Genomic DNA, 13,102 nt, shown 5'->3' with positions numbered 1-13,102 from the left:
ACAGTCCTCAATGCGTTTTCGGTGGCAGATAAGGTTCCAGCAGTTGCAGCAGACGCTGGAGCGCGCCCTGATTTTGATACAGCACTTCAACTGCGTGACGTCCGTAGAAATTACGATAATCAGCGTCGGTCAGTAAAGAGGAAACTTCTTTTGCCAGCGTAGCCGCATCGGTAATCGTGATAAGTCCGCTCGCCTGATCCAGACGGGCGCAAATATCTTTAAAGTTAAAGGTATGCGGACCCATCAGTACCGGAATCGCATGAGCGGCGGCCTCCAGCGGGTTATGACCGCCGCGTTCAACCAGCGAACCACCAACAAAGGCGAGATCGGCAATGCCATAGAGCAACATTAATTCGCCCATGGTATCGCCTACCACAACCTGGGTGCTGGCGGACGGCACTTCGCCCGAAGAGCGAGTGATGTAGCTTAACCCTGCCTGACGCACAAGATTGATAGCATCCGGGAAACGCTCCGGATGGCGGGGCACCAGAATCAGTAATAAATTCGGGAATTGATGTAATAACGCCTGGTGAGCGGCGATAACGATACTCTCTTCGCCATCGTGGGTGCTGGTGGCAATCCAGACCGGACGGTGCGGCGCCCACTGGCGGCGTAGCGTAACGGCTTTAGCCGCCAGCTGCGGCGTAACTGAAATATCAAATTTCAGACTGCCGGTGACCGTGACCTGATTGTTCTTCGCGCCCAATGCCACAAAGCGTTCGCCATCTTCTTCGTTTTGCGCGGCAATCAGGGTGATACGGCGCAGGAGCGTACGGACAAACTTGCCAAGCTTCGCATAACCCGCGGCGGAGCGGGCGGAAAGCCGCGCATTAGCGATAACCAGTGGAATATGACGTTTGTGCAGCGCAGCAATCAGATTTGGCCAGAGCTCAGTCTCCATGATCAATACCAGCTTAGGATCAATCTCATTGAGGAAACGATTGAGCGCATCGGGTAAATCATAAGGCAAGTAAACGTGCTGAACATCGTTGCCAAAGGCGGACTGGACGCGCTCCGAGCCGGTCGGCGTCATGGTCGTTACGGTAATAGGCAGATCGGGATAGCGATGACGTAGAGCGCGGACCAATGGGATGGCCGCCAGAGTTTCGCCCACCGAGACGGAATGCAGCATGATTCCGCCCGGTTTCAACGGACGGCGGTAGAATCCGTAGCGTTCACCCCAGCGCTTACGATAGGCCGGCGCTTTACGTCCACGCACCCAAAGCCGTATCCAGATCAGAGGCTGAATAAGGTAGAGAAGAGCGGTGTAAAGCAATTCGAGCATAGTAAATAGCTGACTTATGGATGTGCTGGGGATTCTATGTATTTAGCCTGGGCTTTACCATTACTTTTCCCATTTTTGCGCCAAATTGGCTCAGAAGCGAGGATTCCAGGCGCTGAACCCCATTATTTTTGCATTTTTACGCAATCCATTGAAATTTGCCGCCCTTGTCGCCCCGGACAATGGGAATGACCATTCACAAGAGAGGGACAAATTAATATCTCTTTGAATTTATGATTAAAAAAATGATTGTGTATAAAAATTATTCGTATCGGATTGCTGCGAAAGAAGTGTTACACTAGCGCATCTAAAATGAGTGCGGTATTAGCCATCGGGTTGCTGTGAAGCCTGGGGCGGTAGCGTGCTTTTTTCTGCTTATTTATCCGGACAATTTCAACCAAAGAGTCGCTTGTGGAAAAGCCATTTCGAAGAATTCTGATTATAAAAATGCGTTTTCATGGAGACATGTTACTTACCACCCCTGTCATCAGTACGCTGAAGCAGAATTATCCCGATGCAAAAATCGATGTGCTTCTTTACCAGAACACCATACCGATATTGTCGGAAAATCCGGAGATTAATGCACTCTACGGCATCAGTAACAAAGGCGCAGGAACAAAAGAGAAGATTAAAAACGCGCTATCGCTAATCAAAAAATTGCGTGCTAACTCGTATGATCTGGTCGTCAATCTCACCGATCAGTGGAGCGTGGCGCTCATTGTGCGTTTTTTAAACGCAAAAACAAAAATCTCGCAGGATTTCGGTAATCGTCAGTCTGCTTTATGGAAAAAGAGCTTTACGCATTTAGTACCTTATGCGGGAGAACATGCTGTTGAGCGCACATTATCCGCGCTAAAGCCGTTAGCGTTAAAACAGTATGTCACGGAAACCACCATGAGCTATCGCCCGGAACATTGGGAAAACATGCGACAACAGCTCAAACAACTTGGCGTAACCCGACAATATGTTGTTATTCAACCTACGGCACGGCAGCTATTTAAGTGCTGGGATAATGATAAATTCTCGCAGGTTATTGATGCCGTGCAGCGCCGCGGTTATCAGGTTGTACTGACGTCAGGCCCGGCCGCAGACGAGATGGCCTGCGTGGATGCTATTGCACGCGGCTGTGAGACAAAACCGGTTACTGGTCTGGCGGGTAAAACTCGCTTTCCTGAATTGGGCGCGTTGATTGACCATGCGGATCTCTTTATCGGTGTTGATTCGGCCCCTGGTCATATTGCCGCAGCAGTCAAAACGCCGGTTATTTGCCTTTTCGGCGCGACGGATCATGTGTTCTGGCGTCCCTGGACCGACGACATCATTCAGTTTTGGGCAGGAAATTATCAGCCGATGCCTGAACGGCATGAGCTTGATCGTAATAAAAAATACCTTTCCGTGATTCCGGCTGAAGATGTTATCGCCGCGACGGAAAAAATGCTGCCGCATGAGGCACGCCCCATAGATTTGGACAGCCTGCTATGAGAGTTGCCTTTTGCTTATATAAATATTTTCCTTTTGGCGGTCTGCAGCGTGATTTTATGCGCATTGCCCAAACCGTGGCGGCGAGAGGTCATCAGGTTCGTGTTTATACTCAGTCATGGGAAGGGGAATGCCCGGATAATTTTGAATTAATCCGCGTGCCGGTTAAATCCCGGACGAACCACGGTCGTAACGCAGAATATTATGCCTGGGTGCAACACCATTTGCGCGACCACCCTGTCGATCGGGTGGTTGGATTCAATAAGATGCCGGGCCTTGATGTGTATTACGCCGCAGACGTGTGTTACGCCGAAAAAGTCGCACAGGAAAAAGGATTTTTCTATCGCCTGACATCACGCTATCGGCATTATGCTGCTTTTGAACGCGCCACGTTTGAACACGGCAAGCCGACGCAACTATTAATGCTGACGAATAAGCAGATTGCTGACTTCCAAAAACATTATCAGACTGAAGCGGAGCGTTTCCATATTCTTCCTCCGGGGATTTACCCGGACAGAAAATATAGCCAACAGATCCCAAACAGTCGTCAAATTTATCGTCAGAAAAATGGTATCTCAGAACAGCAAAAATTACTGTTGCAAGTAGGGTCTGACTTTACTCGTAAAGGTGTGGATCGCTCTATTGAAGCGCTGGCATCGCTACCCGAATCTTTACGGCAAAATACGGTGCTCTATGTTGTCGGGCAGGATAAGCCGAAGAAGTTTGCAGCGCTGGCTGAAAGAAGCGGCGTCGGCACGAATGTGCATTTTTTCTCCGGACGTAATGATATCGCGGAGTTAATGGCGGCAGCCGACCTTTTACTGCATCCAGCCTATCAGGAAGCTGCTGGTATTGTTTTGCTGGAAGCCATTACTGCTGGTTTGCCGGTGCTGACAACCGCGGTGTGCGGTTATGCACATTATATTGTGGATGCAAACTGTGGCGAAGCGATGACTGAACCATTCCGCCAGGATGCGCTAAATGAGGTTTTACTCAAAGCGCTGACACAGCCTTCCTTACGCAGCGCCTGGGCTGAAAATGCGCGGTATTATGCTGATACCCAGGATTTATACAGCTTACCGGAGAAGGCCGCAGATATTATTACAGGTGATTTAGATGGTTGAGCTGAAAGCGCCGTTAACCACACTATGGCGCGGTAAAGATGCTTTTGAGGAAGTGAAAACGTTACAGGGCGAAGTGTTCAGAGAGCTGGAGACGCGTCGAACATTGCGGTTTGAGCTGGACGGCAAAAGCTACTTCCTGAAGTGGCATAAAGGCACTTCGCTGAAAGAAATTGTGAAGAACCTGATTTCGTTACGTATGCCTGTTCTGGGCGCTGACAGAGAATGGCACGCCATTCATCGTCTACATGAGCTGGGCGTTGATACGATGCACGGCGTTGGTTTTGGTGAAAAAGGCGTAAATCCGCTAACCAGAACATCATTTATTATCACCGAAGATTTAACGCCTACCATTAGCCTTGAAGACTACTGTGCTGACTGGGCTGTTAATCCACCGGACGCGCAGGTGAAGTGGATGATTATTAAGCGTGTTGCGACTATGGTACGTAAAATGCACGCCGGGGGAATTAACCATCGTGACTGTTATATTTGCCACTTTCTTCTGCATTTACCTTTCACAGGTCGTGAAGAGGATTTAAAAATCTCCGTAATCGACCTGCATCGCGCGCAGATACGTCAGCACGTTCCCCTTCGCTGGCGTGACAAGGATTTAATTGGGCTTTATTTTTCTTCAATGAATATTGGCCTGACTCAGCGAGATATATTCCGGTTTATGCGTGAGTATTTCTCTCTCCCCCTGCGAGAGATTTTGCAAAAAGAATCGGGGTTGATTCATCAGGCGGATGTTAAAGCCGCTCGAATTAAAGAAAGAACAATAAGAAAAAATCTTTAATATAAAATTTATATATTTAAATAGCTTAGAGGCTATATGTTTCTATTCATATGCATGACTAATTTGCAATTATTGATTGCACGGTCAATTATAGAAAAAGAGCAGTTGAAAAAAGTTGATGTTTTATTTATTGGCGATGTAGATAACGTAAAAAATCAGTACTATTTAAAAAAAATTCAGCCGTTATGTCGGCACTCAGACATCGTCCCGCAGGTAGCAAAATTTTCGACATTTAAAACGATTCAAAGAACACGGTATGCTAAAAAAATCATGGAAAAGTATGCCAGAGAATATCATACTGTTTTCTTCGCGAATTTTCATGTCCCGCTTATACACCATATTTTATCCTGTATCACTTTTTCTGAAATAAAAACCTTTGATGATGGTACAAATAATATCAATCAGAAAAGTATAATGTATGAAAATAAGAATATAAGCGCCACATCGAAGTTAATACGAAAGCTGATGGGGCGTAAATATCATAAAGATGAAATATTAAAGTTAGACGCAAAACATTATACTCTATTTCCTAATAGAACCAACATAATTGAAAAGACCGAAGGAATTATATTGGTACACCATAACGGTCTTCCTGATACGAATAATGGCTTTAAAAAAGTATTATTGGGAACTGTATATACTGATGCGTTAAAAAATAAAGAAGATGAGTGTGTTTTTCTTCAGCATCTTCAGCGGTTTATTAAAAAAGAAGCGGTTGATATATATATTCCTCACCCTCGATATGACTCTCATCAGTTTAATGGTGTATTGAATGTTAGCTCTGAAATGATAGCCGAGGACATTATTTTAGAATATCTGGAGCAAGGGATATCATTAGAGATATATGGATTTAATAGCACAGTTCAGTATAACCTAAATAATATCTCAACTATCAAAAATTATAAAATAACCAGCCCTTTTCTAAAAGATAGCTTTAATCATGGACTGGGGTTCGATTTTAATCAGGTCTCAGTATAAATATAGTGTTGATTGGGTTTGTTCTTACAGAATTTTAAAAGTGAAGGAAGCCGAATAACATGAGTGTCAGCAAATGGTGACTTCATTGAAAATAGCATTTATAGGCGAAGCGGTATCTGGTTTTGGAGGGATGGAAACCGTTATTAGCAACGTTATCCATACGTTTGAAAATAGCTCTCCGAAAATCAACTGTGAAATGTTTTTCTTTTGTCGTAATGACAAAATGGATAAAGCATGGCTAAAAGCGATTAAATATGCGCAATCATTCTCAAATATAAAATTAAGTTTTCTTCGTCGAGCTAAGCATGTTTATAATTTTAGTCAGTGGCTGAAAGAAACGTCACCGGATATTGTGATATGTATTGATGTCATCTCATGTCTTTATGCCAATAAAGCACGAAAGAAAAGTGGTAAACAGTTTACTATTTTCTCGTGGCCGCATTTTTCGCTCGACCATAAAAAACATGCAGAATGTATAACGTACGCAGATTATCATCTGGCCATCAGTAGTGGTATTAAAGAACAGATGATGGCACGGGGTATCTCAGCGCAAAATATTAGCGTCGTTTATAATCCTGTCTCTATTAAAACAATCATTGTGCCGTCGCCTGAGCGCGATAAACCCGCTGTATTTCTCTATGTAGGGCGTCTTAAATTTGAAGGACAGAAAAGAGTTAAAGATTTATTTGATGGCTTAGCTCGTACGACAGGGGAATGGCAGCTACATATTATTGGTGATGGCTCAGATTTTGAAAAGTGCCAGGCCTATAGTCGGGAGCTTGGTATTGAGCAGCGTGTGATCTGGTATGGTTGGCAAAGCGCGCCGTGGCAAGTCGTACAGCAAAAAATAAAAAATGTCACCGCGTTACTACTTACCTCTGCGTTTGAGGGATTTCCTATGACCCTGCTGGAAGCAATGTCATATGGAATTCCGTGTATTAGTTCTGATTGTATGTCTGGTCCGCGCGATATGATTAAACCCGGTTTGAATGGTGAGCTTTACACCCCGGGGGCTATAGATGATTTTGTAGGACACCTTAATCGTGTTATTTCTGGTGAAGTAAAATATCAGCATGATATTATTCCCGGCACGATTGAGAGATTTTACGATGTGCTATATTTTAAAAATTTTAATAATGCAATATTCTCGAAATTACAAAAGTGATCACTATGAGCAGAAAATATTTTGAAGAAGAAGTCATTCAACAGACTTTAGATTATAACTATGCACAACATAGTGATGCTGATAAATTTAATATAGCTTATGGGATTGATAAAAACTTTCTTTTTGGCTGTGGTGTCTCTATTGCATCGGTTCTCCTTGCTAACCCAGAGAAGGCGTTAGCTTTCCATGTTTTTACCGATTTCTTTGACTCTGAAGACCAGCAGCGATTTGAGGCATTAGCAAAACAGTACGCTACGCAGATTGTTGTTTACCTAATCGACTGTGAGCGCTTAAAATCGCTACCCAGTACCAAAAACTGGACCTATGCAACATACTTTAGATTCATTATCGCCGATTATTTTTCAGATAAAACAGATAGAGTACTTTATCTGGATGCTGATATTGCATGTAAGGGGAGTATTCAGGAGCTTATTGATCTTAACTTCGCTGAAAATGAGATTGCGGCTGTCGTTGCTGAAGGCGAGTTGGAATGGTGGACTAAGCGCTCGGTTAGCCTGGCAACGCCTGGGCTGGTTTCTGGCTATTTTAATGCCGGTTTTATTTTAATTAACATACCTCTTTGGACCGCAGAAAATATCTCTAAGAAAGCGATTGAAATGCTAAAAGATCCGGAGGTAGTACAGCGCATAACGCACCTTGATCAGGATGTATTAAATATATTGTTAGTGAATAAAGCGCGTTTTGTTGATAAAAAATTTAATACACAATTTAGTCTTAACTATGAATTAAAAGATTCAGTTATTAATCCAGTTGATGCTGAGACTGTATTTGTTCATTATATCGGACCAACGAAGCCCTGGCATAGTTGGGGGGCTTATCCTGTGTCACAATATTTTTTACAGGCTAAGAGCAACTCACCATGGTCTCATTGTGCACTTTTAAATCCAGTCACTAGTCATCAGTTACGTTATGCGGCAAAGCATATGTTTAATCAGAAGCATTATACTTCGGGTATAAATTATTATATAGCCTACTTTAAACGTAAACTTCTTGAATAAAACCCATAGGTGATGTAATGGATTCATTTCCTGAGATAGAAATAGCTGAATATAAAGTTTTTGATGAAAGTAATAATAATAATGATGATAACGTATTAAACATTTCTTATGGTGTTGATGAAAACTATCTTGATGGTGTGGGGGTATCAATTGCTTCAGTTGTATTAAATAATAATATCCCGCTCGCTTTCCATATTATTTGTGATTCATACTCCCCGTGTTTTGTAAAATATATAGAGCGTTTAGCCGTACAGCATCACATAAAAATTTCTCTTTATCTTATTAAAGTAGAAAGCCTTGAGGTATTGCCTCAAACAAAAGTATGGTCGAGAGCAATGTATTTTCGTTTATTTGCTTTCGATTATCTCAGCAAGAAGGTAAACACATTACTTTATTTGGATGCCGATGTTGTATGCAAAGGATCTTTGCAAGATCTTTTACAGCTTGATCTGACAGAGAAGATCGCTGCGGTCGTAAAAGATGTTGATTCCATCCAGAATAAGGTAAATGAGAGATTAAGAGCATTTAATTTACAAGGTGGTTATTTTAACTCCGGCGTGGTTTTTGTTAACCTGAAATTATGGAAAGAGAATGCCTTAACTGAAAAGGCATTTTTACTTCTGGCAGGTAAAGAGGCTGACTCTTTTAAATATCCCGATCAGGATGTTTTGAATATTCTCCTACAGGATAAAGTCATTTTTCTTCCGCGACCGTATAATACCATTTATACTATCAAAAGTGAGTTGAAAGATAAGTCACATAAAAAATATAGCAATATAATTAATGATAATACTATTTTAATTCATTATACGGGCGCTACAAAACCATGGCATGCCTGGGCAAATTATCCTTCAGTTATCTATTATAAAAATGCACGACTGAATTCGCCCTGGAAAGATTTTCCCGCAAAAGATGCGCGTACCATAGTTGAATTTAAGAAGCGATATAAACATCTTCTCGTGCAAGGTCATTACTTTAAAGGCCTTCTGGCTGGAAGCGCATATCTTTATCGTAAAATTTTCCACAAATAATTTCCTTCCCTAAATCTCCATTATGATTATTGAAAAAAAGGTTAAAAACTATACCGTCTTTGTCAAAAAAGACGGTGAAAAATACATTGAGATATTCAAAGATTTTCTATCTTATAATCATCAGATTATTAAAGTCTTCCGTAATATAGAAGATACAAAAGTTGTATTGATTAATACAGACTACGGAAAATATATTCTCAAAGTATTTAGTCCAAAAGTAAAAAATACTGAACGCTTTTTCAAATCGTTAGTAAAAGGAGATTACTACGAAAAGCTTTTTCATCAGACAGATCGTGTGCGGCGTGAAGGGTTTGCGGCGCTTAATGATTTTTACCTGCTGGCGGAAATTAAAACATTACGCTATGTAAAAACATACGTGATGATAATTGAGTATATTGAAGGTATTGAACTTGTTGATATGCCAGAAATTTCTGACGAGGTGAGAGGGAAAATCAAACAGTCGATATATTCTCTGCATCAGCATGGTATGGTTTCGGGCGATCCCCATAAAGGTAACTTTATCCTGCAAGGCAATGAGATCAGAATTATCGATTTGTCCGGAAAAAGACCTTCCAGGCAACGAAAAGCAAAGGATCGTATTGATTTAGAAAGACATTATGGTATCAAAAATAATGTGAGAGATATCGGATTTTACTTATTGATTTATAAGAAAAAACTTCGAAATTTCCTTCGTCGTATTAAGGGTAAGGAAAAGCGCTGATCAATGTAGCACGTTTGGTTTAATTTAAGGGGCTGACTGACTTTTATTTGCTGCAGCGTTATGACATACTTGAGAGAATTTGAGATGTAATATTATTTATTGAATATAACATTTATTTATAGGTTGCATGATAAACATACGAGTTTTTTATGGGCAGTGTTAATTTCATAACTCACGCCGATGTTCTGCAACTTATTGCGAAAAGAACGGCTGAAGATTGTATTATTTTTCTTTCTGGTCCTACGTCCAGAAAGACGCCGCTGTCCTTGTTACGAATGAAAGATGTCATTGCAGTCAATGGTTCTGTTCAATATTTGCTAAACAATAACGTCAAGCCATTTTTGTACCTTCTGACGGATGTTCGCTTCCTCCATCGTCGGCGCGAAGATTTTTATAACTTTAGCCGTAACAGTCAGTTTACTATCGTCAATCTTGATGTGTACGAACAGGCTTCAGTGGATGATCAAAAATATATTGAAGAAAACTGTTTAATTATTCGCTCCTTTTATCGCCGAGAAAAAGGGGGCTTTTTAAAGAAAATTAAATTTAATATCCTCAAGCGAGTTCATAAAGCATTACTTATTTCAGTTCCTCTTTCGAAAAGAGGACGACTGGCTGGATTTTGCAAGGATATCAGCATCGGCTATTGCTCTTGCCATACTATTGCTTATACCGCTATTCAGGTTGCCTATTCCCTCAAGTATAGCCGTATTATATGTTCTGGGCTTGACTTAACAGGCAGTTGCCCGCGTTTCTATGACGAATCTACCAGCCCTATGCCATCTGAGCTTAGTAAAGACCTGTTTAAAATACTGCCATTTTTTACTTTTATGAGAAAAAATGTGAGTGATTTAAATATCTTTAATTTATCAGATGATACTGCAATTCATTACGATATTATTCCATATATTACAGCCTCGGAACTTGAGGATGAAATATATTACGATAAAATTGTCTAGACACTAGATAAATCATTATTTTGCGTTGCTTTGGCACGCATTTCTTTTTCTATAACATTTCTTTTTCTATAAAGTTAACTATTCTGGATTATAGCTATTATGATTAAAAAAATCATATTTACTGTTACTCCTATATTTTCAATTCCTCCTCGTGGTGCGGCTGCGGTAGAAACCTGGATTTACCAGGTTGCAAAACGACTATCAATACCGAGTGCTATTGCTTGTATAAAGAATGCTGGCTATCCTGAATATAATAAAATAAACGATAACTGTGATATTCATTACATTGGGTTTAGTAAAGTTTATAAGCGTCTTTTTCAGAAATGGACTCGTCTCGACCCACTACCCTATTCCCAGCGCGTCCTTAATATTAGAGATAAAGTGACTACCCAGGAAGATAGCGTCATTGTTATTCATAATAGTATGAAACTGTATCGGCAGATCAGAGAGCGCAATCCGAATGCAAAACTGGTTATGCACATGCATAACGCATTTGAACCAGAACTTCCTGATAACGATGCAAAAATTATCGTGCCCAGTCAGTTTCTTAAAGCGTTTTATGAAGAAAGATTGCCTGCCGCTGCTGTTAGTATTGTGCCTAATGGTTTTTGTGCTGAGACTTATAAAAGAAACCCACAAGATAATCTTCGTCAGCAATTAAATATTGCGGAAGATGCCACCGTTCTCTTATATGCCGGGAGAATTTCGCCTGATAAAGGCATCCTGTTGCTTTTGCAGGCGTTCAAAAAATTACGTACCTTAAGAAGTAATATTAAACTTGTCGTTGTTGGCGACCCTTATGCAAGCCGCAAGGGTGAAAAAGCAGAGTATCAAAAGAAAGTACTGGACGCCGCAAAAGAGATTGGAACGGATTGTATTATGGCTGGGGGGCAATCTCCCGACCAGATGCATAATTTCTATCATATAGCCGATCTGGTTATTGTGCCATCTCAGGTTGAAGAAGCATTTTGCATGGTGGCTGTAGAAGCGATGGCAGCAGGAAAAGCGGTTCTTGCCAGCAAAAAAGGGGGAATTAGCGAATTTGTGTTAGATGGCATAACGGGCTATCACCTCGCAGAGCCTATGTCGAGCGACAGTATAATTAATGATATTAACCGTGCGCTTGCTGATAAGGAACGCCACCAGATTGCCGAAAAAGCAAAATCCCTGGTGTTTTCAAAATACAGTTGGGAAAATGTAGCGCAGCGTTTCGAGGAACAAATGAAAAGCTGGTTTGATAAGTGATTGAGTCCTGATGATGGAAAACGCGCTGATACCGTAATAAGTATCAGCGCGTTTTTTTATCTATTTCTTAGCGCCAGCAGAAAACCAGTAATGATACCAATTTGAGCAACATCGACCTGTTCAAAATTACCACGAACGATATAAAAACCAATGAAAGATAAAAATAGCAAAAGATGAGCATTGTAGGGGCTTATCTCTACTTTCCTGAAGGTAGAGCTGGCTGTTTCCCTGATGATAGCGCCGTATAAATAGACCAGGCTCGCCAGACCCAATATGCCAGCACTAAACCAGATGTACAGGATGGTATTATGCGGACCGATGGATTCTTTAAAGGTCCACGTTGGATAATCGACAACGCGTTTATTATAAACACTATCATACACATCATTACCATAGCCGTAGCCCTTGATCGGGTTTTCCTGAATCAGTATCCACGCGGTGCCCTGGGTTCCATTAGTATAACGATATGAGCTATCTGTCTGCTGTAATTTATACAGTAAATGTTCTGGGTCTGGTTTGTTATTATGTTGAGTGATAACCAAAGCGCCGATAATGGCTAATAAAATGGCACCAACTCCTATTAACTTCCATTGGCGGTTCAGTATTGCCCACAGAACACCTACTATGAGCACCGCCAACCATGCCCCTCGCGATAGGGTTCCCAGGATAAAGAAAAGGTAGATAGCGCTAAGCACCAAAAAAACCAACTTAATTGCATTTTTTCTAAACAGCCAAATATTCAATAATGCTGGAAATAAGAAAACCATGGAATCGGACATATGTCGATGCGCATAGCTTATGAATGGCATAATCCCTTTATTATAGTCCTCGATATACAGAATACTCTCTGCAAGGCAGCGAAGCCCTAAACTTGTTAAAAAGGAGAAAAGTACTATTTTCGCAACCGTTTCTTTTGTTTCATCTTTTAATAGTACGGGAATTAATAAAGTATATAATAAGAAACCCTCCAGTACCGTATTTTCAAATTCCTTGAAACTTCCTTTCATATCTGGCGATATGAGTATGGAATAAACAAGGATTAATGATAATACTGCTACGCTATAAAATAGGCTATTTTTGAAAAGAGGGGGGAAACTTTTCGGTGAGCGTGAGACCTGATAAATCGCGGTGATAATCATAAGTATGATTATCAAATGTTTATAACGCGTAATACCATCCAGAAAATACGTGGCAACAAAAAGAAAAACCAGCGCTTTATTCCAGATCGGCTTCCATTTCTCTTTATTTAACGTTAATGATGTGGTTAGCATCTTTTCTCCACAATAGGTTTGGGATGAGACAGAGTCTC

Annotated in this window: 12 protein-coding genes; 10 read left to right on the top strand and 2 right to left on the bottom strand. The window is 41.2% G+C overall.

The features are described from left to right. Positions 1–7: 7 nt before the first annotated feature. The gene (gene waaA, locus ACLJRH_RS08400; protein ID WP_000891580.1) at positions 8–1,285 is read right to left on the bottom strand and encodes a lipid IV(A) 3-deoxy-D-manno-octulosonic acid transferase; all 1,278 of its coding nucleotides are present in this window, start codon (positions 1,283–1,285) and stop codon (positions 8–10) included. A 408-nt stretch (positions 1,286–1,693) separates the two neighbouring features. Between waaA and rfaQ the strand changes: the two genes are divergently transcribed. The 10 genes from rfaQ to ACLJRH_RS08350 all read left to right on the top strand — a co-directional run bounded on the left by rfaQ (position 1,694) and on the right by ACLJRH_RS08350 (position 11,793). Next, positions 1,694–2,764 (top strand): lipopolysaccharide core heptosyltransferase RfaQ, encoded by a 1,071-nt coding sequence (gene rfaQ, locus ACLJRH_RS08395; RefSeq protein WP_001528295.1) that lies wholly within the window; start codon positions 1,694–1,696, stop codon positions 2,762–2,764. Beyond that, the gene (locus ACLJRH_RS08390; RefSeq protein ID WP_001261579.1) at positions 2,761–3,885 is read left to right on the top strand and encodes a glycosyltransferase family 4 protein; all 1,125 of its coding nucleotides are present in this window, start codon (positions 2,761–2,763) and stop codon (positions 3,883–3,885) included. Before rfaQ ends, ACLJRH_RS08390 begins: the two co-directional genes overlap by 4 nt. Beyond that, positions 3,878–4,675 (top strand): lipopolysaccharide core heptose(I) kinase RfaP, encoded by a 798-nt coding sequence (rfaP, locus tag ACLJRH_RS08385; protein ID WP_000229825.1) that lies wholly within the window; start codon positions 3,878–3,880, stop codon positions 4,673–4,675. Before ACLJRH_RS08390 ends, rfaP begins: the two co-directional genes overlap by 8 nt. 54 nt (positions 4,676–4,729) lie before the next feature. Then, positions 4,730–5,653, top strand: a complete 924-nt coding sequence (locus ACLJRH_RS08380; protein WP_023213297.1) for a UDP-glucose--glucosyl LPS a1,2-glucosyltransferase — start codon at positions 4,730–4,732, stop codon at positions 5,651–5,653. Between the two features lie 85 nt (positions 5,654–5,738). Beyond that, entirely contained in the window at positions 5,739–6,818 is a 1,080-nt protein-coding gene (gene waaB, locus ACLJRH_RS08375; protein WP_015406235.1) for a lipopolysaccharide 1,6-galactosyltransferase, read from the top strand. A 5-nt stretch (positions 6,819–6,823) separates the two neighbouring features. Then, the gene (gene waaO / locus ACLJRH_RS08370; protein ID WP_000088482.1) at positions 6,824–7,837 is read left to right on the top strand and encodes a lipopolysaccharide 3-alpha-galactosyltransferase; all 1,014 of its coding nucleotides are present in this window, start codon (positions 6,824–6,826) and stop codon (positions 7,835–7,837) included. 17 nt (positions 7,838–7,854) lie between these two features. Continuing rightward, positions 7,855–8,868: a lipopolysaccharide 1,2-glucosyltransferase RfaJ gene (gene rfaJ / locus ACLJRH_RS08365; RefSeq protein ID WP_001608820.1), complete on the top strand. Its 1,014-nt coding sequence runs from the start codon at positions 7,855–7,857 to the stop codon at positions 8,866–8,868. 22 nt (positions 8,869–8,890) lie between these two features. Further along, positions 8,891–9,589 (top strand): lipopolysaccharide core heptose(II) kinase RfaY, encoded by a 699-nt coding sequence (gene rfaY, locus ACLJRH_RS08360; RefSeq protein ID WP_000582812.1) that lies wholly within the window; start codon positions 8,891–8,893, stop codon positions 9,587–9,589. Positions 9,590–9,738: 149 nt separating this feature from the next. Next, on the top strand, positions 9,739–10,548 hold the full coding sequence (gene waaZ / locus ACLJRH_RS08355; protein WP_000536020.1) for a 3-deoxy-D-manno-oct-2-ulosonate III transferase WaaZ: 810 nt from the start codon (positions 9,739–9,741) through the stop codon (positions 10,546–10,548). A gap of 99 nt (positions 10,549–10,647) precedes the next feature. Continuing rightward, positions 10,648–11,793 (top strand): lipopolysaccharide N-acetylglucosaminyltransferase, encoded by a 1,146-nt coding sequence (locus ACLJRH_RS08350; RefSeq protein ID WP_000591827.1) that lies wholly within the window; start codon positions 10,648–10,650, stop codon positions 11,791–11,793. Between the two features lie 56 nt (positions 11,794–11,849). Here ACLJRH_RS08350 and rfaL read toward each other — a convergent pair whose 3' ends face one another. After that, the gene (gene rfaL / locus ACLJRH_RS08345; protein WP_023136648.1) at positions 11,850–13,064 is read right to left on the bottom strand and encodes an O-antigen ligase RfaL; all 1,215 of its coding nucleotides are present in this window, start codon (positions 13,062–13,064) and stop codon (positions 11,850–11,852) included. Between the last annotated feature and the right edge of the window lie 38 nt (positions 13,065–13,102).

Source organism: Salmonella sp. SAL04162 (assembly GCF_046551535.1).
In the GTDB taxonomy this organism is placed as follows: Bacteria; Pseudomonadota; Gammaproteobacteria; order Enterobacterales; family Enterobacteriaceae; genus Salmonella; species Salmonella enterica.
This window is presented reverse-complemented; position numbering and strand designations above follow the sequence as displayed.

What these genes read in the sequence shown, in the direction of transcription:
- ACLJRH_RS08350 (WP_000591827.1), top strand. Translation starts at nt 10,648, where the DNA reads ATGATTAAAAAAATCATATTTACTGTTACTCCTATATTTTCAATTCCT.
- waaO (WP_000088482.1), top strand. Translation starts at nt 6,824, where the DNA reads ATGAGCAGAAAATATTTTGAAGAAGAAGTCATTCAACAGACTTTAGAT.
- rfaJ (WP_001608820.1), top strand. Translation starts at nt 7,855, where the DNA reads ATGGATTCATTTCCTGAGATAGAAATAGCTGAATATAAAGTTTTTGAT.
- ACLJRH_RS08380 (WP_023213297.1), top strand. Translation starts at nt 4,730, where the DNA reads ATGACTAATTTGCAATTATTGATTGCACGGTCAATTATAGAAAAAGAG.
- ACLJRH_RS08390 (WP_001261579.1), top strand. Translation starts at nt 2,761, where the DNA reads ATGAGAGTTGCCTTTTGCTTATATAAATATTTTCCTTTTGGCGGTCTG.
- rfaL (WP_023136648.1), bottom strand. Translation starts at nt 13,064, where the DNA reads ATGCTAACCACATCATTAACGTTAAATAAAGAGAAATGGAAGCCGATC.
- rfaP (WP_000229825.1), top strand. Translation starts at nt 3,878, where the DNA reads ATGGTTGAGCTGAAAGCGCCGTTAACCACACTATGGCGCGGTAAAGAT.
- waaA (WP_000891580.1), bottom strand. Translation starts at nt 1,285, where the DNA reads ATGCTCGAATTGCTTTACACCGCTCTTCTCTACCTTATTCAGCCTCTG.
- rfaY (WP_000582812.1), top strand. Translation starts at nt 8,891, where the DNA reads ATGATTATTGAAAAAAAGGTTAAAAACTATACCGTCTTTGTCAAAAAA.
- waaZ (WP_000536020.1), top strand. Translation starts at nt 9,739, where the DNA reads ATGGGCAGTGTTAATTTCATAACTCACGCCGATGTTCTGCAACTTATT.